Genomic DNA, 24,748 nt, shown 5'->3' with positions numbered 1-24,748 from the left:
ACCCCCCGACCGTCACAGCCCCGGGTACGGGTGCGTCCGCCCGTTCTCGCTCTCCCACTCGACGACCGCTCGCGTGCGGTCCGGGTCCTGGGCGAGCAGCCGCCAGTACTGCGCCACGACCCGCCGGGTCTCCGTCAGCGGATAGTGGGCGTGCAGGACATCCCGCCAGAGATTCTGCAGGTCGACGCCTTCCGCGCTCAGCTCGGCGGCCCAGGCGTTCCCCTCCCAGCTCTCGCTCTCCTTGCGCCCGGCGGCGATGTCCTCAAGATCGGCCAACAGGTCGAGGCAGAGTTCGTGGACGCTCTGGATGTCGTCGGTCAACCACATCCCCAGGCAGGCGAGCCGCTGGTCTGTCGACTGGTACTCGGCGATGCGCTCCTTGGACCAGCGGAACTCGATAGTGCTCAAGGAGTGCCTCCAGGCAGAGTGGGGTAGCCGTGGCTGAGAGTGTCGGTATCTGGATCGTAGAAGCCTTTCAGATGGACACCGTTGAACGTGCCTGACCACCGTCCGGTCTGCGGATCCTTGACGACGTCCGGCGAGTTGAATCCACGGGTGATCGCGTTGTCGACGTCCTGCGGCGTCCAGTGGTCGGGGAAGAAGGTGCTACCGCCGCGCTTTTCCTGCCACTCACCATTGCGCCGGTTCTGCATGGCGACCTTGCCGTTGTAGACGCCGGTTCGGCTGTCGCGCTTCGTCACCTTGATCAGCTTTGCTCCCGGTGGGTCGATGCCGCCCGGCCGGTGGTGCCATCCCGAAGATCTGCCGTCGCGTTCCCCGAGCAGGGTGTGCCGCAGGCGTTCCGGCGTCATGCCGTCCGTCCGCTGACCGCGCCGCGCTCGCGCCCTCTGTTTGCGCAGGTGGGAGAGGGCGGACCGGATGAACTTGCCGCGCCCGCGCTTACCCATCGAGGAGCGCGCCGATCACCTGGTCGATCAGCAGACCGACGATCTCGCGGGTGATCATCTGGAAGATGGGGATCTCCGCCAGCGAGGCGCCGAACGTGGCCACCGCCGTCGCCACCGCCTGGGCGATCTCCACCGACAGGATCACCAGCTGCACGATGACCTGGATCTTCAGGGCGAGGACGATCGCGCCGATGATGATCAGGCCGGTGCCGGCCAGGGTGGCGGCGAGCGCGCCATCCTGTAGCACCTGCACCGGCCCGTCCTGCTCGGTCCAGTACGCCTGGAAGGCATCAATGTCAGCGCCCGCGTTGCCGGCGCCGACCGGCTGGGCCGCCTGTCCCGCCTCCATCGTCAGGGTTTGCAGGGTGCCGCTGAAGGCGAGCCACCGTTGACCCATCTCGACCAGCGCGGTCTCGTCCGCCTGCGGCCAGTCGTACCCGATCATGCTGAGGAAGGTGGTCAGCTCACCCGGCAGTTGCAGTCCCACGTCGCCTCACCCGATTTCCTGGCTGAGCCCGCCCAAATGGGCGGTGATGGCCCGCTCGTCCTCCTCGACGAGGTGTGCCATCCGGTTGAGGTCCACGCCAACCACACCAAGCTCCTCGATCGCCGACTCGAAGCACTCCGCGGCGTACGCGGTCACCTCCTCGCAGGCGGCGCCGATCAGGCTGCCCATGTCGTCGTTGCCCCAGGGCGCGCCGAACCCTTGCAGGTCAGCCAGGAAGGTGCGCAGTTCGGTGAGGAAACGATCGGAGATGTCCTGAAGGTTGGTGCCTGCCCCGCGCAGGCCCTCCGGGTCCACCATGCGGGCCACGTCAGGGCCTTCCGCCGGAGGAGAGCCGGTCCTGAACGCTGCCGAGGGTGTCGATGAGACCCTGCAACTGCGGTACGGCACCACGTTGCAGCTCGCGCAGCTGTTCCAGCATGGCCGCCGTGTCCGGCGTGGCGGTCGCGTCGGCCAGCGCTGTCCGTAGGTCTGTCAGGGCCGCGTTGGTGGCCGTGCGGATCTCCTCGGCCAGGCTCTCCGACGCGGAGCGCATCAGCCTCGGGTCGATCCACACCGATTCGATCTGTCCACCCGGGAGGGCGACCACGCGTACCAGTCCGTCGGCAGCCTCACCGACGCCCTGGAGGGGAGGTGCCACCTCGCTCGGCGCATCTTGATCGCGGCCGGTGCGACCGCGGTCGAGCGTAGACAGCAGCTCCGAAATGGACCTGCTCAAATCCGAGGGGTTCGCCACGATTCGCAGTGTAGTAAGACCCGCACGGCCGGATCAGCCCCGAACGACGCTACAGGCGCAGGGCTTCTGGGGTGTGGAGGCGGAGCATGGTGGCCGCTACGTCGGCCGGCGCTCGGCGGCGGGTCGCCATCGACACCGCGACCATCACGGTGAACGCCAGCGGCACCGTCCAGGCGGCCGGCTGCGCGGTGAGGGTGGCGGGCCAGCCGGACAGCGGCGGGCCGAGGACGGTCACCAGCACCGCGCCGATCGCCGCCCCGCCGCCGGCCAGCACACCGGCGGCCGCGCCCAGGTCGGTCAGACCGCGCCACCAGATGCCCAGCACCAGCAGCGGGCAGAAGCTCGACGCGGCGACGGCGAAGGCCAACCCGACCACCTGTGAGACGTCCAGGCCGGAGACGTGCAGGGCCAGCACCGCCGGTACGCCCCCGGCGATGACGGTCGCCCAGCGGAAGCCGCGTACCGAGCCGCGGCCGAGCACGTCCGTCGAGATCACCCCGGCGACGCTGGTCAGCAGGCCCGACGAGGTCGACAGGAAGGCGGCGAACGCTCCCGCCGAGACCAGCGCGGCGAGCAGCCGACCGGCGAGCCCGTCACCGAGGACCGCGCCGGGCAGCAGGACCACCACCGCGTCGGTCTGCCCGCTGACGAGCAGTTGCGGGGTGTAGATCCGGCCCAGCACCCCGTACAGGGTGGGTAGCAGGTAGAAGACGCCGACCAGGGCCAGCACCAGGAGCGTCGTCCGGCGTGCCGCCGCGCCGTCGGGGTTGGTGTAGAAGCGGACCAGCACGTGTGGCAGGCCCATGGTGCCGAGGAAGGTGGCCAGGATCAGCGAGTACGTGCCGAACAGGCCCCGGTCGTCGGCACCCGCGGCGCTGGGCAGCAACCAGTCCGCCGCGTCGGTGGCCACCCCGGACAGCTGCGGCACCGGGTCGCCGGCCGAGAAGGTCAGCTCGTCGCCGGGGCGTACCTCCCGAATCTCACCGTCGGCCAGGGTGAGGGTCGCGCGGTGCTCGACCACGACGGTGGTCGCGGCCCGGAACGTCGGCCCGTCCGGCGGTGTCACCGCCGGGCGGGCATCGGCCTGCCACTGCAACGCCAGGAAGATCACGGGTACGGCGAGAGCGGTCAACTTGAGCCAGTACTGGAACGCCTGGACGAAGGTGATGGCCCGCATCCCGCCGAGCGCCACGTTCGCGGTGACCACGGCCGCGACCAGGAAGGCACCCACCGGGTACGGGGAGCCGGCCACCGTGGCCAGCGTGAGCCCGGCGCCCTGCAACTGCGGCACCAGGTAGAGCCAACCGATGAAGATCACGAAGGCGGTGGCGAGGATGCGCAGGCGGCGGGACCCGAGCCGTAGTTCGCAGAAGTCGGGCAGCGTGAACGCGCCGGAGCGGCGCAGCGGCGCGGCCACGAACAGCAGGAGGGCCAGGTAGCCGGCGGCGAAGCCGACCGGGTACCAGAGCACGTCGACGCCGTACTTGAGGACCAGGCCGGCGATGCCGAGGAAGCTCGCGGCCGACAGGTACTCCCCGCCGATGGCGGCGGCGTTCCAGGTCGGACTGATCGCCCGCGAGGCGACCAGGAAATCGGACGTGGTCCGGGCCAGCCGCAGCCCGTAGAAGCCGATGCCGACGGTGACCAGGGTGACCGCGACGATGGCCGGAACCACGTAGTCGTTGCCCACGTCAGTGCTCCGGCCGCTGCACCAGGTCGGTGAAGTCCTGCTCGTTGCGCTCGGCCAGCCGCACGTACGCCCAGCCCACCGCGATCAGGAACGGGAACGACGCCACCCCGAGTAGTAGCCAGGGCAGGTTGACGCCGGCCACGGTGGTCCGGCCGAGCGACGGCGCGATGGCGAACAGCCAGGGCAACCCGCCCAGCCCGATGACGACCACCAGCGACAACCGCAACGCCAGCGCGAGCTGGGCCCGGACCAGGCCACGGACCAGCGCCTCGCCGACCTGGGTCTGCTGGGCCAGCTCGGCGCGGGTCCGCTCGGAGCGCGTGTCGCGCCGGGTGATGTCGGCCAACACGATCCGGGCCCGCCGGGGCGGCGGAACCGCACCGCCCGACCCCACGTCAGGGAGTTGCCTGGCCACCCCGGCAGTCTTGCCCGCCTCGCGCGATTGTCAAGCGTCGCCGCTCACTGGTAGCGCAGGCTGAAGCAGTGCGACGTCGGGCCGGTCACCGGGATCCGGTCCAGCTCGGGGCGGGCGCGCTCCCGTCCGAGGTTCGTCGCCCACAGGCCGTCCCGGGGCAGGTCGGTCGCCAGCCGGTTCAGCGCGCAGATCCGCATGGGCTCGGGCAGCCGGGCCAGGGCGGGTACGGCGTCCGCCGAGAGGCCGGACACGTAGCCGACGTCCAACCGGCCGGTCTGCAGGTACCGGTCGACGTTCCGGTCGGCGATCAGCCGATCGGGGTTGACCAGGGCCAGCCCGAGCAGCGCCAGCACCGCCGTGCCGATCACCAGTCGGGGCAACCAGGTGGCCCGCAGCCGCACCACGGCCACGCCGACCAGCACGAAGAGCAGCCCGAGCCACAGTTCGACGGTCGCCACGACGAGCCGCAGGCGGGTGGCGCCGTACGCGTCGGCGTAGACCTGCATCCGGTAGAGCGCCGAGGCCACGATCACCAGGCTGAGCGCGGTCAGCGCCCCGAGCAGCGCGCGGACGAGCAGCCGGTCGGTCCGCGTCGCCTTTGGTGCCCGACGGGCGGCGATGGCGATCACCAGCAGGGTGAGCCCGGTGACGGCGAGCAGTTGCCAGAAGCCGCCGCGCGCGTACTGCGCGTAGGTGAGCCCTGCCGTGCGCAGCACGTGCCCCGAGCCGCCGAACAGCACCGTCAACTGGACCAGTACGAACGCCGCGAACAGGGCGTCGAGCAGCACCAGCGGAAGCGTCCACTCGAGCCGGTGCGCCGGCCGCGCCGGCCCAGGCCGCAGGCCGTCGAGGTTGGGCGGTCGACTGACCAGGTACGCGGCACCCAGCAGACCGCCACCGATCAGCAGCAGACGGAACGTCCACCCGATGGTGCCGGGAACCGAGATGTCGGGCAGCAAGCCGCTGACCAGGTCGGCGAAGACCGCGTCGGCGGAGGAGAAGAGCAGGCCGAACAGCATCAGCAGGCCGGCGGAGATCGCCACGCTGGTCAGGATCCGCCCGACGGCGATCCCCGAGCCGGCCGGTCGGTTGTCGCGCAGCCCGCGTACCGCCCAGGGGAGCGCCCGTACCGTCGCGGCCGGCGGCAGGGTCGCGGCCAGCAGCATGCCGAGCGGGCTCCGCCCGCCGGTCAGCGCGAGCGTCCCGGTCACCACGGCGGCGAGTAGACAGAGCGCGAAGAGCCAGCCGGCTGCCCGGAGGGTACCTACGCCCACCAACGCGACGGTCGCGGAGGCCCAGACGACCTGCGCCGCCCGCCCCGATGCCCCCGTGGCATCGGGACGGGCGGTGGCCGCCGGGGTTACCCGGTCCGCCGGGGTGGCCTGAGCCGCCGGCGTGGTCGAAGTGGTCGGGGTGGTCGGGGTGGCCCGGGCTGCCGGCGTGGTCGCGGCGGCCTGGCCGGCCGCCGTGGTCGGGGTGGCCTGGCCGGTTGCGATGGACTGAGTCGCCGGAGTCGCCGGACTGGGTGGGGTGGTCGGTGGCGTCAGTGACGCGGGTGCAGCGGTCGACGGCCTCGCCCGAGCGACGGCGGCGACGGCGAGCGCGGCGGTGCCGGCCAGCGCGGCCACCAGCCAGCCGAGTCCGGGACGAACCATCGTGATCGTCGACGCGCCGAGGACGGCAGCCGCCGTCAGGGCCGCCAGGACGAGCGGGCGCGCGGCGCCCGATGGCCCTGGCCAGCGCCGCTCGATCAGCGACGGTGGCCGGGGTCCGAGAAGCGGGGCCGGCATCGGCTGGGGCCAGGCCGGAAGCGGCCGTCCGGCGGGGCCGGCCGGCGGTGCCGCTGGACCTCCGGTCCGGGGTGCCGCTGGGCCACTGGCCGGCGGTGCCGCTGGGCCTCCGGTCGGCGGTGCCGACGGGTTGGCGGTCGGCCGTGCCGGTGCTTCGGCGACTGGCGTTGCCGGGCCGCTGGTCGGAGGCGGAGTGCTGCCAGGGGTGGTCATGCGACCTCTCCTCGGTGTGGGGCGTTGTTCGGGATGGTGACCTGGATGCGGCAGCCTGGACGGGCGCCCTTGGCGGCGCTGACCGGGTCGAGGACCGCGATCCGGCCGCCGTGGAGTTCGACGACCCAGCGGGCGATGGCGAGGCCGAGGCCGGTTCCACCCCCGGCGGCGCGGTCGCCACGTGTGAATCGTTCGAACACCCGGGACCGCTCGGCCGTCGGGATGCCCGGTCCCTCGTCGCTGACCTCGAAGTGGAGCTGGCCGGCGTGTTCCTCGGCGCTCACCCGCACGGTGCCACCCGGTGGGCTGTGTCGCGCCGCGTTGTCGAGCAGGTTGGCGAACACCTGGTGCAACCGCCACGGGTCGGCGTGCACGGTCAACGGCGTCGTCAACTCGTGCAACCGGAAGTCCACGTCCAGACCCGCGCCGGCCGCGCTGGCGGTGGCATGCTCCACCGCCTCGTCGAGGAAGTCCCCCACGTCGATGGTGACCCGGCGCAGTGGCACCACCCCGGCGTCGAGGCGGGACAGGTCGAGCAGGTCAGCGACGAGATGACCGAGCCGCTCGGTCTGGGACAGAGCCGCGCGCAGTGCCGCCGGCTCCGGTTCGGCCACCCCGTCCACCATGTTCTCCAGTACGCCCTGCAACGCGGTGATCGGCGTCCGCAGCTCGTGGGAGACGTTGGCGATCAGCTCACGCCGCCGCTGGTCCGCCGCGTGCAGGTCCTCGGCCATCTTGTTGAACGCCTGGGCCAGCTCGCCCACCTCGTCCCGGGAGGTGGCGCGTACCCGACGGGTGTAGTCGCCGCGGGCCATCACCCCGGCGGCGGCCGTCATCTCGCGCAGCGGCGAGGTCATCCCGTGGGCGAGCACCTGCGAGGTGACCAGCGCGATGAAGATGGCGGTGATCGCCGTGCCTGGTGGGAGCCAGCCGATGCCGTACCAGAAGTAGCCGATGGCCACCGCCCAGGAGGCGACCAGCAGGACGCCGAGCTTCATCTTGATCGAGCGGACCGGGTCGAGGGGGCGGGGAAGCACCCGGTTCAGCCAGTCCACCTGCCGGCCGGTCACTTGGGAACCTCCAGGGCGTACCCGACGCCGTGGACGGTCCGGATCAGGTCCGCGCCGAGTTTGCGGCGCAACGCCTTCACGTGGCTGTCCACGGTGCGGGTGCCGGTGCCGTCGGCCCAGCCCCACACGTCGGCGAGCAGTCGTTCCCGGGGAAGGACCGTCCGGGGTCGGCCGGCGAGGTGCAGCAGGAGGTCGAACTCGGTCGGCGTGAGGTGCACGTCCGCGCCGGCCCGGCGAACCCGCCGCTCGGCTTCGTTGATCTCGATGTCGCCGAGGCGGATGGCGGGTGGCGCGGGGGTCGCGGCCCGTTCCATGCGGCGCAGCAGCACGTGGACGCGGGCAGCCAGCTCGCGCATCGAGAACGGCTTGGTGAGGTAGTCGTCCGCGCCGACGGCGAGCCCGACCAGCAGATCGGTCTCGTCGTCGCGGGCGGTGAGCATCAGCACCGGAACCGGCCGGACCGCCTGGATACGCCGGCACACCTCCAGACCGTCGAACCCGGGCAGCATCACGTCTAGGACGACGAGGTCCGGCTGCCCGGTCCGGAACCGCTCGACCGCGCTGGGGCCGTCGCTGGCGATCTCCACTGCGAAACCCTCGGCGCGGAGTCGGGCGGCGACCGACTCGGCGATGGTGCGTTCGTCCTCGACGACCAGGACGCGGCGTTCCTTCATGGGGTCTGACTGTAGGGAGCCACCGTGGAGATCAGTGGGTGGCGTTGTGAACAACCTGTGGAGAACCGGTCAGCCCTGTGGATAACTCGGTGGTAATGGCCGCCGGCCTCCCCGAACGTCCGAGGTTCGTTGTGGATGACCAACCGAGCTGTCAGGGTGGACCGGTAGAGAGGAGGTGTGACGGTGACCAACCCTGCCCGGCCCGGCCGAGGTGACGCCTGGACGGTGGACGACCTCCAGGGCCTCCCCGAGGACAACCAGGTCTACGAGATCTTCGACGGGAGCCTGCTAGTGTCCCCCCATGCGGACGTCTTCCACGGCGCGGTCGCCAACCGCCTCCGCCGAATCCTCGACCGGCAGGCACCGGCTGGTCTGTTCGTCGGGCAGGACATCGGCGTCAGCGCGAAGCGCTCGTCGTACTTCGTCCCGGATCTGTTCGTCGCGCGCGAGAGCGCGATGGATCTGGGTGGCGCCGCACTCGACCCGGTTGACGTGCTCCTCGTCGTCGAGGTGATCTCGCCGAGCAACGCCGGCCGCGACCTGGTGCTCAAACGGCACGAGTATGCCGCGCCCGGCATTCCCCTCTACTGGTTGGTGGAGCCCCGCAAGCAGACCGTGACGGTGCTCGTGAACGGGCCCGGCGGTTACCGGGAGCAGGTCGTCATGCCAGCGGGCGAGGTCTACCGCAGTGAGCAGCCGTTCCCGCTCACGCTTGCGCTCGCGGACATCTTCTGACCTGGCCTCTGCTCGACGGTCGCCGGGTTCAGTCCAGGCCGACGCGCTCGGGGCGGGCCGAGGCGGAGCCGAGCCAGGTGTGCGGGTTGCCGTACCAGCACCAACCGAGCTTCGGTGCGCCCTGGCTGATCCACAGCGCCGGCACCCGCCTGTCGCCACACCGCGATCCGACCAGCGAGAAGCACCTGTTGCTGGCCAGCGCCTCGGGGTACAGCGTGATGAAGGCGAGCCCTTCGTCGATGGTGAGCGGAAGCCGATCCTGGGCGGTCATGCCCTCCATGGCTGCCGCCGGGGCGAGGTTGCGGAACTCCTCACCACGGTCGACGTCGAAGAGGAGGTACGCCGGCCCGGCGGGTGCCTCCAGCTCCTTGATGGGGTCGAAGCGCGGCAGGTCGTCCTCGGCGTAGTGCCGGTCGAGGAAACCGGGCTTGCGCTTGCCGGCCAGGGTGGTGAGTTCGAGTCGGGGCTCCACGCCGATCAGGTCGCGTGTGACGACCAGCAGGAACGGCACCCGGGCGTCGGTGGGCGCGGGCAGGCCGGCGGCACCGTCGACCGCTCGCGCCCGCAGGGGGGCGACCAGGTCGCGGAAGGCGCTCTCGGTCATCCCCGCCAGGGTCGGGTAGCTCAACTCCATCAGGCGGTCGACCTGGCTGTCGAACTCGGTCTCGGCGTCGAACGGGGTTTCGGTCACGGCGGCCCTCCCGGTTGTCGTACGGCCTATCGTACAACGTACGGAACGGTTGCCGACATTCCCGATTCAGCGACTCCAATCCTGCTTCGCCGCCCTGACCAGCTTGTCCTTCAGCTCGCGGGTGTGCCGCCGGCTCACCGGCAGCTCGGTGGAATCGACCACCACCACGTAGCCGGAGTTCACCAGGCGCAGCTCCGCGATCAACTTCAACTGCACCAGGTACGACCGGTGCACCCGCACGAAACCCGCATCCGCCCAGCGCTCGGCGAGCGTGGCGAGCGAAACCCGTACCAGGTGCGACCCCTCGGCGGTGTGCAGCCGCGCGTAGTCGCCCTGCGCCTCCACCCACCGCACCGCCGAGCGGGGCAGCATGCGGGTCGTCCCGGCCAGCTCGATCGGGATGGTCGGATCCTCCTCGGCCCGGGCCAGCGCCGCCGGGTGCGACGGCACCACCCGCGACCCGATCACCCGCCGCAGCGACTCGGCCAGCCGTTCGGCGCGTACCGGTTTGCGGACGTAGTCCGTGGCGCCCAGGTCGAAGGCGTCCACCGCGCCGTCGTCGTACGCGGTGACGAAGACGATCGCCGGTGGCCGGGCGAACCGGCGCAGCACCCGGGCCAGCTCCATGCCGTCCAGGCCGGGCATCCGGATGTCCAGGAAGACCACGTCCACGTCACCGTCGCGCAACAGCCGCAGCGCCTCCGTAGCGTCCCCGGCCGTGTGCAGCCGGGCCACCCGGGGGTCTGCCCGCAGGTGGTACGCCAACTCGTCGAGCGCCGGCGGCTCGTCGTCCACCGCCAACACCCGCAAAAAACCGGAGGCGTTCACCGGGCTGCCCGCATTCGCTCGCTGCGCTCGCTCACGAACCGGCCCGTACGCCGGGGTGGAACTTCGGCACCCGCACGATCACCCGGGTGCCCGAGCCCAGCCCGGTCTCGACGACCAGACCGAAACGGTCACCGAAGACCGAGCGCAGCCGTTCGTCGACGTTCGAGAGGCCGACGTGCTGGCCCGTGTCGTCACCCGGGTCGCCGGTGCTGCGGGCCAGCTCGGCGATGCCGGCGGTCAGCACGGTCGGATCCATACCCACCCCGTCGTCCTCCACCGTGATGTGGCATTCGGCGCCCGCGTCCCGGGCCTCGATGCTCACCATGCCCGTGCCCGGCTTGCGGGACAACCCGTGCCGGACGGCGTTCTCCACCAACGGCTGGAGACAGAGGAACGGCAGTGTCACCGGCAGCACCTCCGGCGCGATCTGCAAGCGCACCTGCAACCGGTCGCCGAAGCGGGCCCGCTCGATCGTCAGGTACCGGTCGATCGAGCGCAGCTCCTCGGCGAGGGTGGTGAACTCCCCGTGCGCCCGGAACGAGTACCTGGTGAACTCCGCGAACTCCAGGATCAACTCCCGGGCGCGCTCCGGGTCGGTGCGGACGAACGAGCCGATCGCGGTCAACGCGTTGTAGATGAAGTGGGGGCTGATCTGTGCGCGCAGCGCCCGGATCTCGGCCCGCGCCAGCCGCTCCCGGGACGAGTCCAGCTCGGCCAGGGCGAGCTGGTTGCCGGCCCAGTGCGCGGTCTCCAGGGTGGCCTGCACCAGCCCCGGCGCCGGCGCGCTGTCGGCGATCGCCACCAGCGCCCCGACCACCCGGGCGTCGGCGCCGTGCAGGGGGGCGACCACCGCACCCCGGATCGGGCAGTCCACCCGGTCGCAGCGCAGGTCGGACTCCCCGAGCACCGTCGATCGCCCGGAGCTGATCGACCGCTGGGCCGCCGCGAGCAGCTGCTCGCCGTGGTGCGTGCCGCGTCCGTCGAGGGCGAGCACCTCGTCGGCGTCCGTGAGTGCCAGCCCGACCGCGCCCACCAAAGCCCGCAGATGGCGTACGGCCTTCGCCGCGCCCGCCGCGCTCAGCCCCGTCCGGAGGGGTTCGGCGGCCAGCCCGGCGGTGTGCAGCACCTCGTAGGTGGCCCGCTGGGTCGCGGTGGCGATGCCGCGCCGGGCGCGTAGTCGCAGCACCGCCAGCAGAGCCGCGGTCAGCGCGGTGACCAGCGAGACGACGCCGACGACGGCGGAGAGGTTGCCACCCACGCAGCGATCCTGACGGCTCGCCGCCGCCCGCGCTAGTAGGCGCCCTTGCGGGCGAGCACCACACCGACCGTCCGCCAGAGGATGCTGAGGTCGTACGCCAGCGACCAGTTGTCGACGTAGTAGAGGTCGAGTCGGACGGCCTCGTCCCAGGACAGGTCGGAGCGGCCGGAGACCTGCCACAGCCCGGTCATGCCGGGGCGCACCAGCAGCCGGCGTCGCACGTCGCCCAGGAAGTCGCCGTCGTCGGCGGGCAGCGGGCGCGGTCCGACCAGCGACATCTCACCCCAGAGCACGTTGATCAACTGCGGCAGCTCGTCCAGCGACGAGGCCCGCAGGAAGCGACCCACCGGGAAGACCCGGGGGTCCTGCTTCATCTTGAACAGCATGCCGTCGGTCTCGTTCTGGTCGGTGAGGCTGGCCAGCCGGTCCTCGGCGTCGACGTACATCGTCCGGAACTTCCACACCCGGAACGTGCGTCCCTCATGCCCCACGCGGGGCTGGCGGAAGAAGACCGGACCGCGGTCGGAGATTCGGATCGCCACCGCGATCGAGATGAAGAGCGGGATCAGCAGCAGCAGGCCGAGGCCGGCGGCGACCCGGTCCATCAGGTTCTTGGCCAGTAGCGCCGGCCCGGAGAGCGTCGGCTCCTCGACGTGCAGCAGCGGCAGACCCTCGATCGGCCGGATGTGCACACGCGGGCCGGCGATGTCGGTCAACTGCGGGGCGACCACGAGATCGACCCCGGAGCCTTCGAGCTGCCAGGCCAGTCGGCGCAGCTCGCCCGGCTCGGCGCTGGCCGACCCGCACACGGCGATGGTGTCCCCGCCGACCTCGCGGACCAGGGCCAGGACGTCACGGCCGGAGTGCACCGGCACCGGCGTCGGCACCCCACGGGCCGCCGCGTAGCCATCGGTGATGTGGATGGCGACCGGCATCAGGCCGGCGGCCGGGCTACGGGTGACCGCCGCGTAGACCTCCAGGCACTCCGGCAGGGTGCCGACCAGCACCATCCGGTGGGCGGCCTGACCGGCCCGCCGACGGATGTAGTGCAGCGCCCAGCGGGCCACGAAACGGCCCCACAGGATCAGCAAGAGCGCCCCGAGCAGCGCCGTGCCCACCGTCCACCGCGACAGCGCGGTCTTGGTGGCGAAGGCGAGGAAGGAGACGCTGGCCGCCACCGTGACCGCGGCCCTGATGACCCGCTTGAACTCGTCCGGGCCGAGCCCCAGATACCGCCGGTCGTACGCCCGGTTGCTCCAGAGGATGACCACCCAGCCCAGCGGCAGCAGGAGGAAGGAGATGGTGTGGAACCAGGTCGGGTCCTGGTTGGTGCCGGAGAAACCCGAGGCGGCCTGGTCGAAGAGTTGGATCGCGATCCAACTGGCGAACGCCGCCGCGCCGAAGTCGAGCAGCAGCAGGATCGCGGTGTAGGGGCGGTGCCAACGGGAGACACGTCGTCGCGCTCTGGCCCACGCCGACCGAGGGACGCCGTTGTGTGACGGCGGCGTCGGCGGCTGGATCTCGAAGCTGTCGACGTGCCGCACGAGTCTGCTCCGGCCTTCGTTGGATACCGGGCGCTGGAGGCTTGCCGTCACCTCACCCATGTCCTCCCGCATGACACGTGCCGCTCACTCGCCGTGAGGGCCCGGGTCGCCCACCGTCCCAGTCTCCCACGCGGGCTCCGGTCCGGTCGCCGCCCCGCAGGAGATTGGCGACCGATGGTGTCGGCGGGATCTGGCCGGCTCCGCACCATTTCAGAAGCCGGGGACCGGGCCACTATACCGATGGATACGCCTGTGGCGAGAACGGTGGACCGGAGGTTCGGCTCACTCGGGTCGATTCCGCTCTGTAGTCGCCCCGTGGGATTACTCACCGTACGAGACGGGACAACCGTCGGTCAGCCAGCGGCTTGCCGCCCGTCTGACAGGTGGCGCAGTACTGCAGGCTCGAGTCGGCGAACGAGACTTCCCGGACGGTGTCGCCACAGACCGGGCAGGGCAGGCCGGTACGGGCGTGCACCTTCAGCCCGGATCGCTTCTCCCCCTTGAGTTCGGCGGCACGCTGACCGAGGGACCGCTCGACGGCGTCGCCGAGCACCTGCCGCGTCGCCGCGTGCAGGGTGGCGAGCTGGGCGTCCGTGAGCCGATCGGTGATCGCGAACGGGGACAGCTTCGCGGCGTGCAGGATCTCGTCGGAGTACGCGTTACCCACCCCGGACAGAACCGACTGGTCGGTCAGCACCCCCTTGACCTGCCCGCGTCGGCTGCGCAGCCGCTCGGCGAAGGTGGGCAGGTCGGCGGCGAGCGCGTCCGGCCCCAGCTTGGCCACCCCGGGTACCGCCGCCGGATCGGTGACCAGGTAGGCGGCCAGCTTCTTCTGCGTACCGGCCTCGGTGAGATCGAAGCCGGAGCCGTCGTCGAGCCGGACCCGCACGGCGATCGGGCCCTTGCCCGGGCGCAACGGCGTGGTGGCCGGGAACGCCTCCCGGTAGTGCAGCCAGCCCGCCCGGGCCAGGTGAACCACGAGATGCAGGTCACCCTCGATCACCACATCGAGGAACTTGCCGTGCCGACGGGCGTCGACCACCGCCTTGCCGGCGACGGCGGTGGGTGCCGGATCGTACGTCTTCAGGGCGCTGATCGCGGCGATCTCCAGCCGGTCGACACGCCGCCCCACCGCGCGCTGCCGCAGGTAACCCGCGAGCGCTTCAACCTCCGGTAGTTCGGGCACCAGCCAACGGTAGCCTTCTTTCCCGTGAGAATCGTGGTGGCGCACAACCGGTACCGGGAGGCTCAGCCCTCCGGCGAGAACACCATCGTCGACGCGGAGATCGCCCAGCTCACCGCCGCCGGTGTCGAGGTGCTGCCCTTCATCCGCAGCTCGGATGAGATCCCCTCGATGTCGAAGGCCGCCAAGGCGCTGCTGCCGATCTCACCGATCTGGGCGCCCCGCGCACAGCAGGACCTGAGCCGGCTGCTCACCGAGCACCGACCGGACGTCCTGCACCTGCACAACCCGTACCCCCTGATCTCGCCCTGGGTGGTGCGGACCGCGCACCGGCACGGCGTGCCGGTGGTGCAGACGGTGCACAACTACCGGCAGGTCTGCTCCTCGGGGATCTACTTCCGCGACGGGGTGATCTGCCAGGACTGCAAGGGCCGGGCGCTGGGCGTGCCGGCGATCAGGCACCGGTGCTACCGCGACTCGGCGGCGCAGAGCGCGCTGATGGCGACCACCCTGGCCGTGCACCGGGGCACCTGGCGTTCGGTGGACCGATTCATCGCGCTCACCTCGGCGATCGCCGACCACCTCCGCGACTACGGCATCCCGGACGATCGGATCGTGGTCAAGCCGAACGCCGTGCCCGACCCGGGGCTGCCGGCGCCGCTCGGTGACGGCTTCCTCTACATGGCCCGGCTCTCCCCCGAGAAGGGCGTCGACCTGCTGCTGGACGCCTGGCGCCGGCACCCGGTGGGTGCGTTGGGCACGCTGCGGATCGCCGGCGACGGCGAACTGCGCCCGCTGGTCGAGGCAGCCGCCGCCGAACGACCCGACGTGGTCTACCTCGGTCAGCTCGACCGTGCCGGGGTCCGGGCCGCAGTCGAGGCCAGCGCCGTGGTGATCGCCGCCTCGATGTGGCACGACGTGCTGCCGACCGTGATCATCGAGGCGTTGGCGAGCGGTCGGCCGGTACTCGGCACCGCGTTGGGCGGCATCCCGTACCTCGTCGGAGCGGACGCCCCGCACGAGCCCGCCGGCACCGGCCCCGCCGAGACCGCCTCCGCCGTCGCCGGGGGCGGCGAACCGGCGATGCCCGACGGAATCGATCTGGGCGAGGCCGGTTGGGTCGTCGCCCCGGCGCCGGCCGCGCTGGCCGCCGCCCTGCCGGTCGCCCGAGCCGGCGCGTCCGCGCTGACCGTGGCGGCCCGCGCCCGCTACGAGCGCACCTTCCACCCCGACGTGGTGACGAAGCAACTCATCGACATCTACGCCGGCGTCGCCCGCATCCCCAACCCCGCCTGACCCAGCCAAACGACCCACACGCCGGCACCCCGTGCCCCCGTGCCCCCGTGCCCCCGTGCCCCCGTGCCCCCGTGCCCCCGCAAGATCGTGCTCGATCCAGGATTTAGTGGCCTCGGGGCGACCGGATGGCACTGTTTCCTGGTTCGAGGACGATCTTGTCGACGGGCGTCGGGTCAGGACGCCACTGCGGTCGTTTCCGACGCATGGGCGCGGCAAGATCTACACAACATCAGGGGAACTGCTGCCTTCCGCATCCAGGAGGCAGCAGTTTCGGGGAAGTTGTACGGATCTTGCGGAACGCGGCGCGGGCGGGTCAGCGGAGAGAGGCTCGGGCGGAGAAGGCGATGCTGGCGAGCAGGAAGCCGCCGTTGATGATGGTGAAGGCGACGAGCACCCAGAGCACCAGGGCGGGGGCTACGGCGAGGACCAGGGCGGCCACGAAGATGACCGCGCCGTAGTCGCGGACCAGCTTCACGAGGCGTACGGGCAGCGAGGTCGAGGTGACCATGCTGGCGGCGTTCGGACCGGCCTGCATCACCGACGTGACCAGGTTGACCATCCAGGTGCCCGCGAAGGTGGCCACCAGCCAGGTCGGGGTGGACGGTTCCTGCGCGACGGCGGTGGCGGCCAGCGCGGCCACCAGCGCGATCTGCGCGGCCACGTCGCAGAGCACGTCGATCCGGGCCCCGGCCGCGCTGCCCTGGCCGGTCACCCGGGCGAGCTGCCCGTCGGCGCAGTCCAGGGAGTACGCCACCTGCCAGCCGACCAGGGCGATCAGGCCGACGACCCAGGCCGGTACGTCCCCGTCGGCGACCGGACCGGCGAGCGCGACCACGGAGATCGAGGTGGCCAGCCCGAGCACCAGGTTGGTGAGGGTCAGCGCGGTCGGGCGCAGCCCGAGGCGTTGCGCGACCAGCGCGAACACCGCACCGAGCCACTGGCTGATCGACTCGCTGAACAGGCCGCCGCCCCGGTTGACCCGGTGGAAGTCGGCGACGGTGGGACGGGGGTCAGCCAAGCTGGTCGCGGATTGCACCGGCGTAGTCTGCCAGCCGCTCCCGCGTCTCGGTAGGCGACAGGGCCAGGTGCTCGAGGATGGTGTACCGGTCCGGGCGGGTACGCGGCGCGAACTGCACCGCCTCCACGAACTGGTCGTCGGTGAGCGCCACCTCGGCGGGGAGCCGGGGCAGACCGTGCCGGGCGAGGCAGGCGGACATCTCCGCGAAGCGGCGTTGGTCACCGCGCAGCCAGGTGCAGAAGAGCGCCCCCAGCCCGGCCAGCTCGCCGTGCGAGGCGGTGCCGGGAAAGAGCGAGTCGACCGCGTGCATGATCTCGTGGCAGCCGCCGCTGCACGGACGGCTGGTGCCGTCGACGGCCATCGCCAGGCCGCTGGAGATCAACGCTTCGGCGAGGACGGTCACGAAGGAGTCGTCGCTCATGTCGCCGGGGTGGTTGAGCACCGCCTCGGCGCCCGCCCGGGAGAGCGAGGCGGCCAGCCCGTCGACCGGCTCACCGCGTACCTTCCGGGACAGCTCCCAGTCGGCCAGCGCGCTGATGTTGCTGACCACGTCGCCGATGCCGGCTCGGTTGTGCCGGTCCGGGCCGCTCTCCACGAAGTCCAGGTCGACGATCACCGCGATCGGGATGTGCACCCCGTAGGAGCCCTTGATCCCGTCCGTGATGAGGCTGGCCACCGGGGAGCCGATCCCGTCGTTGGCGAGGCTGGTCGCCACCGACACCATCGGCAGTCCTCGGCGGGTGGCGGCGTACTTGGCGACGTCTATCGTCTTGCCTCCGCCGATGCCGACGACCGCGTCGTACGACCGGGAGCGCAGCTTGCCGCCGAGGTCATCGGCGGCGTCCAGCGTCCCCCCGGAGACGGTGAACACGTCGGCGGTCCGCAGTGACGGCCGGATCAGCTCCGCGATCTGCGCGCCCTGACCGGGCCCGACCACCACCGCGACGTCGCCGCCGGAGGAGATCCGCCCGTCGGCCAGGATCGCGGCCAGGTCGGCGACCGCCCCGCGTCGCACGTCGATGTGCAGCGGGGTGAGGACGCTCCGGGCTAGTAGCGGCACGCGATCTCCCGCGCGCGGGCGAGGTCGGCGTGGTTGTCGACCTCGACCCACGGGACGTCGCCGATCGGCGCGGCCCGGACCTCGCCACCGCGGTCAGCGAACTCCTGGTAGCCGTCCTCGTAGTAGAGGTTCGGGTCCCGCCGCCAGGTCGCCTCCAGCGCGTCGGCGAGGGCGTCGGCGACCTGCGGCTCGATCAGCGTCGCGCCGATGTACTCCCCGTACGCCTCGCCCGGATCCATGATCTTGGTGATCCGGGTGAGCTGGCCGGCGGCGTCGAAGGTGGTCTTCATCTCCTCCTCGGCCAGCGGCTTGAGGGTGTCCACCGCGAGCAGGATGCCCGGTCCGCGCTCGGCCAGCAGGGTCTTCTCCACGCTCACCGGGTGCACGGTGTCGCCGTTGACCAGCAGCACGCCGCGCGCGAAGTGCTCGCGGGCCAGCCAGAGGGAGTACGCGTTGTTCCACTCCTCGGCCTTGTCGTTGTGCACCAGGGTGAGCGTGACCCCGTACTTCTTCTCCAGCTCGGCCTGCCGCACGCGGACCGCGTCCGCCGCGTAGCCGACCACGATCACGATGTCGGTGAGCCCGACCTCGGCGAGGTTGCCCAGCGCGATGTCCAGGATCGTGATCTCGCCGTCCACCGGCACCAGCGCCTTCGGCAGCGTGTCGGTGTACGGGCGCAGCCGGCGCCCCGCCCCGGCCGCGAGCACCATTCCGATCATCGCGACATCCTCCCTCGTCCTGCTGCCGTCACCGGTGGAGGATAGCCCCGGGGAGCCCGGCGACTCCGGCCAACCGGTCAGCCGGGCAGCGCCGCGAGGTCGGCCAGCATGGTCAGCCGCTCCTCGGCGGCGAGCACGGCGTACGGCCCGGCGGCCCGGCGGTCGGTCTCCAGCTCGATGGCGAGCCGCTCGGGGCCAGGTGGCAGGGCGGTGATGCTGGACGCGGTGTGCCCGGCGGCGGTCCAGGCGGCGGCGTGCGCGTCCGCCCGGTGGTAGCGCAGCGCGCCGAGGCGGTTGAGCAGCAGCACACCGGGCGGGGTGCCGTCCGGCTCGTGCGGGGGCGCGAGCGCGGCGAAGGCGGAACTGCTCCGGGTCCCCTCCTCGTCGGCCAGCACGAGGGCGTACGCCACCAGCCGTCCGAGCACGGCGACCAGTCGGGCCACCCGCTCGTCGTGCCCGGACCACAGTTCCTCGGTGACCTCGGCGTGCACCTGGTACAGCTCGCCGAGGAAGGCGGCACCGCGCTCGGTGGCGGAGAGGGCGCCGTCCGGGCTCCGGTAGATCATCCCGTGGGCCACCTGCTTGTCCACGGCTCGTCGGCAGGCGATCGGATCCCGGTACCTGGTGATCGCCGCGAACCCCGCCCCGTCGACAGCGCCACCGGGCGCGGCCAGCCGGGTACGCAGGTCGACGAGGAAACCGCTCGCCGCCGCCCCGCCGTAGCGCTGGGACAGCTCGGCCCCACCCCAGTCGTGTCCAGCGGACATGCCGGCGCGGAAGACCCGGTCCACGGCCGGGGCGAGCAGCCCGGCGATCCGGTGCGGCGGCAGCGCGACGCTGTTCACCGGCCGATCGACCGCAGGAGCGCGAAGCCCTCCTCCGCGATCCGCCGGGCCAGGCCGTCGTCGCCGACGTAGCGGTATTCGCCCACCTGGCCGAGGACGTCCGAGACGAACCAACCGGTCTCCTCGGTCACCTCCCGGCGCAGCGCCTCGTCGATCTCCTCGCCCGGTTCCAGGTGGCCGCCGACGATGTCCCAACAGTCGGGAAACAGGCGCCGGTGTGGTGAGCGGCGCTGGAAGAAGATGCGGCCGTCGCGGTCGACGATCAGCGCGCCGGCGCAGCGCAGGGGCTCGGTGGACACGCTCCGACAGTAGCGAGCGTCGCCGCATCCCGACGATGTCCGGTCTTGTCCTGGAAACATCCACGGACGACCATGTCCGTACCGAATGCCACGGTCCCAAAGGGGTGATGCGTGATGCAGGTACGGGAAGCAATGTCCAGCCAGGTCCTCGTCGTCGGTCCGGAGCACACGCTCCGTCAGGCGGCCCGGATGATGTCGGCCCGCGGTGTCGGGTCGGCGGTCGTGATCGACCCCGAGTCCGAGGGGGTCGGCATCATGACCGAACGCGACGTGTTGAAGGCCATCGGCGCGGGTCTCGACTGCGACACCGAACGCACCGGCGCCCACCTCACCTGGGACGTCGTGTACGCGGCACCGGAGTGGACGGTCGCCGAGGCGGCCGCCGCGATGGCCCGGGGTGGTTTCCGGCACCTCGTGGTGCTCGACGGCGGGGAGGTGGCCGGGGTGATCTCGGTGCGGGACATCATGCGCGTCTGGGCCCAGAGCGAGGTGGCCGCCACGACCTGAACCGCGCAGGTGTGCCGGGTCGGATCGAAGGGTAAGGATCCCTCGCGGGCGCGGAGATGCCGTGGCCCGTGGGGGAGGGCCCGATGCGTGACGCGGAGCGCCTGGTCGAGCAGCAGTACGCGATGCTCCTGCGGCGGGACGTGGCCCGACTGCCGGACCTGTACGCCCCGGAGGCGTTCTACTCCATGCCGGGTGTCACGGTCCGACCGATCGAGTTGCCGGCGCTGCTGCGTACCTGGACGGGAGCCTTTCCGGACCTGCTGGTCGACCCGCTGGGCGCGGTGCGCACGTCCGGCGGCGCGGCCGTGGAGCTGCGTCTCAGTGGCACCCACACCGGCACGTTGCACTCGCCGTACGGCACGGTCGCGCCGACCGGCCGCTCGGTGAGTTGGGAGGTCGCCGACGTGGTCCGGGTACGCCAGGGTCGGATCGTCGCGTGGCGCTCCTACTTCGACTGGAGCCGGCTCCTCGACTCGCTCGGCGTGCAGTTTGACGGCCTCTCGCGGGCGGCGCAGCACGACTCGCTCGCACTTCCGGTCTGATCTGTCGCCGTCCGGCCCCGCCGGGTCACCCGTCCCGGTGGCTCAGGATGCGGACATCGCCGTGCCGTCGGCGCGTCCCCCGCCGCCGCCCGTACGCTCAATATCCATGACCGCCGAGCAGCTGATCTCCTTTGCCCGTGGGGCCCCCTCGCTGGACATCGTCGATGTCGAAGGGCTCAAGGCCGCCGCCGTACGCGCCTTCGACGCCGATCCCGCGGGGGTCACGGCGTACGGCACCTCTGTCGGCTACGTTCCGCTGCGAAAGTGGATCGCCGAGAAGCACGGCGTCGCGGCCGACCAGGTGCTGGTCACCAACGGGTCGCTGCAGGCCGACGCGTTCCTCTTCGACCACCTGATCCGCCCCGGCGACGCGGTGGTCGTCGAGCGTCCCACGTACGACCGCACGCTGCTCAACCTCCAGCAGATGGGCGGCGAGCTGCACGGGGTCACGGTCCAGCCGGACGGCCTGGACACTGCCGAGCTGCGCAAGCTGCTGGAGTCCGGGGTGCGCCCCCGGCTGGCGCACGTCATCCCGAACTACCAGAACCCGGCCGGCGTGACGCTGTCGCTGGAGAAGCGCCGTGAGCTGCTCGACCTGGCCGCCGAGTACCACTTCACGATCTTCGAGGACGACCCGTACGCGGACATCCGCTTCCGGGGCGAGGCGCTGCCGTCGATGCTCTCGATGGACACCCGCAACGTCGTCGTACACGCGTCGAGCTTCACGAAGACGGTCTGCCCGGGCGTACGCGTCGGCTACCTGGTCGGTCCGGCGGATCTGATCGCCGACATCGCCAAGAACGCGACGAGCCTCTACATCTCGCCCGGCATGGTGTCGCAGGCGATCGTGCACCAGTTCTGCGTCTCCGGTGACATCGACCGCTCGATCGAGACCGTCCGGGCGGCGCTCGGCGAGCGGGCCCAGGTGCTGGCCGAGTCGCTGCGCCGGCACCTGCCGCAGGCGCGGTTCGTCGAGCCCGACGGCGGCTACTTCCTGTGGGTGGAGTTCCCCGAGGACGTGCTGGTGGACCGGCTCGCCCCGGCGGCGGCCGAGCGTGGCGTGGCCGTCGTCAAGGGCAGCGACTTCGTCCTCGACGGCGGGCGGCACGCCCTGCGGCTGGCCTTCTCGGCGGTGACGGCCGACCGGATCGACGAGGGCGTTCGTCGGCTCGCCGAGGCCGTCGAGGCCAGCCGAAGCTGAAAATCTGTCGGGTTTCCGACAAAAAGACGATGCCGGCCGTCCCAGGTCTCCCCAGCGGGCGGCCGGCGGCCCACAATGCTGCGAGCGTCATCCGTCAGGTGTAGCGGAGATCACCGCCCGCCCACCTCGGATCACGCGTGCAGCACAACCCCCGCCCCCACGGGCGCCGGGTGGGCCGTGTCGTCCCTTCCCCCCGATGCGGCCCGGCCCGCCCGGCGCCGCACCCGCGACCGCCGTCACACCTGCCGGTGCCCACCATCGGCGTAGCCTGCAAGCCGCAGGCGAGCGCGGGGAGGTGTCGCGATGACGGATCGGGCAGAGCGGGGCCGGACGGCGCCGTTGAACACATCTCGGGTGCTGCGACCCCGAGCCTGGCCGTCCCCGGTCCGGGCGGTGACCCGGATGCTCAACGCCGACGGTTCACCACCCGCCCCGGCGCCCACCGGCGCCGGGCGCAGCGGGGTGGTCGACTGCGCGCTGTACATCGACGGCAAGCGGCAGCCCGGTGACTGGTCGTACGCCGAGGCGCTGGAGGCCGCTCGCCGCGAGGAGCACGGCTTCGTCTGGATCGGTCTGCACCAGCCCGAGCTGGCCGAGATGAGCGCCATCGCGGAGACCTACGGCCTGCACGAGCTGGCCGTCGAGGACGCCGTGAAGGCCGAGCAGCGGCCCAAGCTGGAGCGCTTCGGCGACGTCAGTTTCCTGGTGCTGCGCACCGCCCGGTACTGCGAGCACACCGAGCTGACCGAGACCTCCGAGGTGGTCGAGACCGGTCAGGTGATGCTCTTCATCGGCCCGAACTTCCTGATCAGCGTCCGGCACGGTGACGCCTGCCGGCTCTCCCCGGTCCGGGCCGACCTTGAGACCAAGCAGGAGCTGCTGCTCCAGGGCCCGTGGGCGGTGGCGTACGGGGTGACCGACCGGGTGGTCGACCTCTACCTGGAGGTGGCCGAGCAGCTCGAGGACGACCTGGACCAGTTGGAGGCCGAGGTCTTCGACCGCAACAGCCACGGGCGCATCCAGCGGATCTACCAGATGAAGCGTGAGCTGGTGGAGTTCAAGCGGGCGGTGATCCCCTTGCAGCGGCCGCTGATGAACCTGACTTCGCAGGTCAACCGGGACGTACCCAAGGAGATCCGCAAGTACTTCCGGGACGTGCAGGACCACCTGAGCCGTACGGTCGAGCAGGTGAACTCGTACGACGACCTGCTGAACTCGATCCTTCAGGCGCGGCTGGCCCAGGTGTCCGTCGACCAGAACAACGACATGCGCAAGATCGCCGCGTGGGCGGCCATCGCCGCGGTCTGGACCTCCATCGCCGGCGTCGAGGGCATGAACTTCGAGAACATGCCCGAGCTGAAGATGACGTACGGCTATCCGGTCGTCCTGGCCCTCATGCTCGGCGTCTCGCTGGCCCTCTACCGCTGGTTCCGCCGCAACGGCTGGCTCTGACCGGCCCGCCCCGGCGGACGCCGACAGACGCGCGGAGCGCCGGTGCGCGGGGGCAAGCCCGCGTCGCCGGCGCTCGTCGCGCTGCTGTCAGGGGTCAGCGGCGGCCGTTGGTGCGGGCGGTGTCCTTGCCCAGCGCCTTGGTGAGGTCGTCGGCCGGGCGTCCCGAAACGTCCTTGGCGCCCTCGGCGACCGACGGGACCTTGTCGGTCGGGCGGACAGCGGTCGGCTTGGCCGTGGCGGTGGTGCTGGCGCTGTCGCCGCCGGCCACCGCCGAGCTGCCGGCACCGGTCATCCCGGAGATGGCGGACCCGTCGGAGCCCTTGGTCGCGGCCGGGGTACGCACCTCGATCGAGTCGACCTCGGTGCGCATCGGCTCCAGGGTGTGGGTGGGGTCGTACTCGGCCCACTCCTGCTGCTCGCGGCGGCGGCGCAGGGCGACCGCGCCGGCCAGGCCGGCGATGGCGCCCGCGGCCAGCAGGCCGGTCATCATCGAGCCGCGACGGCGCGGCTGCTTCTTCTTACCGGTGATCCGCATGGTCTTCGACTTGGCCTTCCTGGTCAGCGGCCCTGCCTGCACGGCGCCGTCCCGAGCCGCCGCGGCCAGCGGTGCCAGCGTGGTGAGTGTCGTCCCCAAACCGGTCGACGCACGGTCGCGCACCTTCACCGCGGCCGGCCCGACGTAGCCCCGGGCCGCCTGAACCCGCGGGCCGACGGACGCGCCGGCGCCCTTGGCGGCGTGGTTGGCTGCCTGCATCAGGTGGCTGATGCTCTGGTTCAGCTCTGCCTTGGCGAGCTGGCCCTGGGACTTACGCCGCCCGATTCCAAACACGGTCCTACCTCCTGGGAGTTGTTCCTTCGTCATCCTCCACCTTCGGATGCCTCCGCGATGCCAGATCGGGCACATGGGAGGATCCGCATGGAACTGACCAACGAGTGAGGAGTACCCGTGGCCGAGGCTGTCTACGCCACCCTGCACACCAACGCTGGCCCGATCCGGCTGGAGCTCTTCCCGAACCACGCGCCGAAGACCGTCCGCAACTTCGTCGACCTGGCTGAGGGCAACCGGGAGTACACCGACCCGCGCACCGGCCAGCCGGGCAACGGGCCGTACTACGACGGCACCATTTCGCACCGTGTGATCAGCGGTTTCATGGTCCAGATGGGCGACCCGACCGGCACCGGCCGGGGCGGGCCGGGCTACAAGTTCGCCGACGAGTTCCACCCGGAGCTGCGGTTCGACCGTCCTTACCTGCTGGCGATGGCGAACGCCGGACCGGGCACCAACGGTTCGCAGTTCTTCATCACCGTGTCCCCGACGCCGCACCTCAACAACCGGCACACCATCTTCGGCCAGGTCGCCGACGAGGAGTCGGTGAAGGTCGTCGACTCGATCGCGAGCACCCCGACCGGCCCGAGCGACCGTCCGCTGCAGGACGTCGTCATCGAGCGGGTCGAGATCGAGCGATCCGCTTCCTGACGACACGGCGAGGTACCTTTGCTCGCATGATTGAGCGCTCCGGAGCATCGCGCCGGCTGGCGTCGGTGCGTCGCGTGGTGGCGGACGGAGGG

Annotated in this window: 28 protein-coding genes; 7 read left to right on the top strand and 21 right to left on the bottom strand. The window is 71.5% G+C overall.

All coding sequences use genetic code 11. The annotated features are described in order from the left end of the window. Window positions 1-12: 12 nt before the first annotated feature. The 10 genes from ACLQ25_RS24115 to ACLQ25_RS24070 all read right to left on the bottom strand — a co-directional run bounded on the left by ACLQ25_RS24115 (window position 13) and on the right by ACLQ25_RS24070 (window position 8,001). Window positions 13-408, bottom strand: a complete 396-nt coding sequence (locus tag ACLQ25_RS24115; RefSeq protein WP_425733064.1) for a hypothetical protein — start codon at window positions 406-408, stop codon at window positions 13-15. Continuing rightward, a complete protein-coding gene (locus ACLQ25_RS24110) occupies window positions 405-812 on the bottom strand; it encodes an EndoU domain-containing protein (protein ID WP_425733063.1) in 408 nt (135 codons plus the stop codon). The genes ACLQ25_RS24115 and ACLQ25_RS24110 overlap by 4 nt, the downstream gene beginning before the upstream one ends. Window positions 813-900: 88 nt before the next feature. Next, the gene (locus ACLQ25_RS24105) at window positions 901-1,395 is read right to left on the bottom strand and encodes a hypothetical protein (protein ID WP_425733062.1); all 495 of its coding nucleotides are present in this window, start codon (window positions 1,393-1,395) and stop codon (window positions 901-903) included. Between the two features lie 6 nt (window positions 1,396-1,401). Next, complete coding sequence (locus ACLQ25_RS24100) at window positions 1,402-1,713, bottom strand: hypothetical protein (RefSeq protein ID WP_425733083.1); 312 nt, start codon at window positions 1,711-1,713, stop codon at window positions 1,402-1,404. A gap of 10 nt (window positions 1,714-1,723) precedes the next feature. After that, window positions 1,724-2,053 (bottom strand): YbaB/EbfC family nucleoid-associated protein, encoded by a 330-nt coding sequence (locus tag ACLQ25_RS24095; RefSeq protein ID WP_425733061.1) that lies wholly within the window; start codon window positions 2,051-2,053, stop codon window positions 1,724-1,726. 145 nt (window positions 2,054-2,198) lie between these two features. Further along, the gene (locus ACLQ25_RS24090; protein ID WP_425733060.1) at window positions 2,199-3,839 is read right to left on the bottom strand and encodes a cation acetate symporter; all 1,641 of its coding nucleotides are present in this window, start codon (window positions 3,837-3,839) and stop codon (window positions 2,199-2,201) included. A gap of 1 nt (window position 3,840) precedes the next feature. Further along, the gene (locus ACLQ25_RS24085; protein WP_425733059.1) at window positions 3,841-4,254 is read right to left on the bottom strand and encodes a hypothetical protein; all 414 of its coding nucleotides are present in this window, start codon (window positions 4,252-4,254) and stop codon (window positions 3,841-3,843) included. A gap of 44 nt (window positions 4,255-4,298) precedes the next feature. Then, a complete protein-coding gene (locus tag ACLQ25_RS24080) occupies window positions 4,299-5,909 on the bottom strand; it encodes a DUF4153 domain-containing protein (protein WP_425733058.1) in 1,611 nt (536 codons plus the stop codon). Between the two features lie 344 nt (window positions 5,910-6,253). Further along, entirely contained in the window at window positions 6,254-7,327 is a 1,074-nt protein-coding gene (locus ACLQ25_RS24075; protein WP_425733057.1) for a HAMP domain-containing sensor histidine kinase, read from the bottom strand. Beyond that, a complete protein-coding gene (locus ACLQ25_RS24070) occupies window positions 7,324-8,001 on the bottom strand; it encodes a response regulator transcription factor (protein WP_425733056.1) in 678 nt (225 codons plus the stop codon). The genes ACLQ25_RS24075 and ACLQ25_RS24070 overlap by 4 nt, the downstream gene beginning before the upstream one ends. Before the next feature lie 183 nt (window positions 8,002-8,184). Between ACLQ25_RS24070 and ACLQ25_RS24065 the strand changes: the two genes are divergently transcribed. Beyond that, entirely contained in the window at window positions 8,185-8,736 is a 552-nt protein-coding gene (locus ACLQ25_RS24065; RefSeq protein WP_425733055.1) for a Uma2 family endonuclease, read from the top strand. Between the two features lie 28 nt (window positions 8,737-8,764). On the opposite strand, the gene ACLQ25_RS24060 is transcribed toward ACLQ25_RS24065, so the two are convergent. From ACLQ25_RS24060 to ACLQ25_RS24040, 5 genes are all read right to left on the bottom strand, one after another. Beyond that, complete coding sequence (locus ACLQ25_RS24060; RefSeq protein WP_425733054.1) at window positions 8,765-9,427, bottom strand: DUF5701 family protein; 663 nt, start codon at window positions 9,425-9,427, stop codon at window positions 8,765-8,767. Between the two features lie 66 nt (window positions 9,428-9,493). Next, entirely contained in the window at window positions 9,494-10,255 is a 762-nt protein-coding gene (locus ACLQ25_RS24055) for a LytR/AlgR family response regulator transcription factor (RefSeq protein WP_007453674.1), read from the bottom strand. 31 nt (window positions 10,256-10,286) lie between these two features. Beyond that, window positions 10,287-11,513, bottom strand: coding sequence for a sensor histidine kinase (locus ACLQ25_RS24050; protein WP_425733053.1), 1,227 nt, complete (start codon window positions 11,511-11,513; stop codon window positions 10,287-10,289). Window positions 11,514-11,545: 32 nt separating this feature from the next. Next, window positions 11,546-13,117 carry a sugar transferase gene (locus ACLQ25_RS24045; RefSeq protein WP_425733082.1) on the bottom strand — a complete coding sequence of 524 codons (1,572 nt, stop codon included), beginning with the start codon at window positions 13,115-13,117 and terminating at the stop codon, window positions 11,546-11,548. Window positions 13,118-13,382: 265 nt separating this feature from the next. After that, entirely contained in the window at window positions 13,383-14,243 is an 861-nt protein-coding gene (locus ACLQ25_RS24040; RefSeq protein WP_357131550.1) for an Fpg/Nei family DNA glycosylase, read from the bottom strand. Window positions 14,244-14,267: 24 nt separating this feature from the next. On the opposite strand from ACLQ25_RS24040, the gene ACLQ25_RS24035 reads away from it, so the two are divergent. Then, a complete protein-coding gene (locus ACLQ25_RS24035) occupies window positions 14,268-15,536 on the top strand; it encodes a glycosyltransferase family 4 protein (RefSeq protein ID WP_425733052.1) in 1,269 nt (422 codons plus the stop codon). 313 nt (window positions 15,537-15,849) lie between these two features. On the opposite strand, the gene ACLQ25_RS24030 is transcribed toward ACLQ25_RS24035, so the two are convergent. From ACLQ25_RS24030 to ACLQ25_RS24010, 5 genes are all read right to left on the bottom strand, one after another. After that, window positions 15,850-16,572, bottom strand: a complete 723-nt coding sequence (locus ACLQ25_RS24030; protein ID WP_425733051.1) for a CDP-alcohol phosphatidyltransferase family protein — start codon at window positions 16,570-16,572, stop codon at window positions 15,850-15,852. Next, a complete protein-coding gene (locus ACLQ25_RS24025) occupies window positions 16,547-17,614 on the bottom strand; it encodes an iron-containing alcohol dehydrogenase family protein (protein WP_425733050.1) in 1,068 nt (355 codons plus the stop codon). The genes ACLQ25_RS24030 and ACLQ25_RS24025 overlap by 26 nt, the downstream gene beginning before the upstream one ends. Then, on the bottom strand, window positions 17,602-18,333 hold the full coding sequence (locus ACLQ25_RS24020; protein WP_357171787.1) for a phosphocholine cytidylyltransferase family protein: 732 nt from the start codon (window positions 18,331-18,333) through the stop codon (window positions 17,602-17,604). Before ACLQ25_RS24020 ends, ACLQ25_RS24025 begins: the two co-directional genes overlap by 13 nt. Window positions 18,334-18,410: 77 nt before the next feature. Beyond that, window positions 18,411-19,178 (bottom strand): hypothetical protein, encoded by a 768-nt coding sequence (locus tag ACLQ25_RS24015; RefSeq protein WP_425733049.1) that lies wholly within the window; start codon window positions 19,176-19,178, stop codon window positions 18,411-18,413. After that, window positions 19,175-19,477, bottom strand: a complete 303-nt coding sequence (locus ACLQ25_RS24010; protein ID WP_425733048.1) for an NUDIX domain-containing protein — start codon at window positions 19,475-19,477, stop codon at window positions 19,175-19,177. The genes ACLQ25_RS24015 and ACLQ25_RS24010 overlap by 4 nt, the downstream gene beginning before the upstream one ends. 114 nt (window positions 19,478-19,591) lie before the next feature. On the opposite strand from ACLQ25_RS24010, the gene ACLQ25_RS24005 reads away from it, so the two are divergent. From ACLQ25_RS24005 to corA, 4 genes are all read left to right on the top strand, one after another. Next, window positions 19,592-19,984 carry a cyclic nucleotide-binding/CBS domain-containing protein gene (locus tag ACLQ25_RS24005; RefSeq protein WP_425733081.1) on the top strand — a complete coding sequence of 131 codons (393 nt, stop codon included), beginning with the start codon at window positions 19,592-19,594 and terminating at the stop codon, window positions 19,982-19,984. Window positions 19,985-20,067: 83 nt separating this feature from the next. Next, window positions 20,068-20,526 (top strand): ester cyclase, encoded by a 459-nt coding sequence (locus tag ACLQ25_RS24000; protein ID WP_425733047.1) that lies wholly within the window; start codon window positions 20,068-20,070, stop codon window positions 20,524-20,526. A 106-nt stretch (window positions 20,527-20,632) separates the two neighbouring features. Next, complete coding sequence (locus ACLQ25_RS23995) at window positions 20,633-21,727, top strand: PLP-dependent aminotransferase family protein (protein ID WP_425733046.1); 1,095 nt, start codon at window positions 20,633-20,635, stop codon at window positions 21,725-21,727. 303 nt (window positions 21,728-22,030) lie between these two features. Beyond that, a complete protein-coding gene (corA, locus tag ACLQ25_RS23990; RefSeq protein WP_425733045.1) occupies window positions 22,031-23,179 on the top strand; it encodes a magnesium/cobalt transporter CorA in 1,149 nt (382 codons plus the stop codon). Window positions 23,180-23,273: 94 nt separating this feature from the next. Here corA and ACLQ25_RS23985 read toward each other — a convergent pair whose 3' ends face one another. After that, window positions 23,274-24,041, bottom strand: coding sequence for a hypothetical protein (locus tag ACLQ25_RS23985; RefSeq protein WP_425733044.1), 768 nt, complete (start codon window positions 24,039-24,041; stop codon window positions 23,274-23,276). A gap of 84 nt (window positions 24,042-24,125) precedes the next feature. Between ACLQ25_RS23985 and ACLQ25_RS23980 the strand changes: the two genes are divergently transcribed. Then, the gene (locus tag ACLQ25_RS23980; protein WP_425733043.1) at window positions 24,126-24,656 is read left to right on the top strand and encodes a peptidylprolyl isomerase; all 531 of its coding nucleotides are present in this window, start codon (window positions 24,126-24,128) and stop codon (window positions 24,654-24,656) included. Window positions 24,657-24,748: the final 92 nt, after the last annotated feature.

Origin of the sequence: Micromonospora sp. DT44 (genome assembly GCF_049841635.1) — a bacterium.
In the GTDB taxonomy this organism is placed as follows: domain Bacteria; phylum Actinomycetota; class Actinomycetes; order Mycobacteriales; family Micromonosporaceae; genus Micromonospora.
Note: the sequence above shows the minus strand (reverse complement) of the source record. Positions and strands in the feature narration are given on the sequence as shown.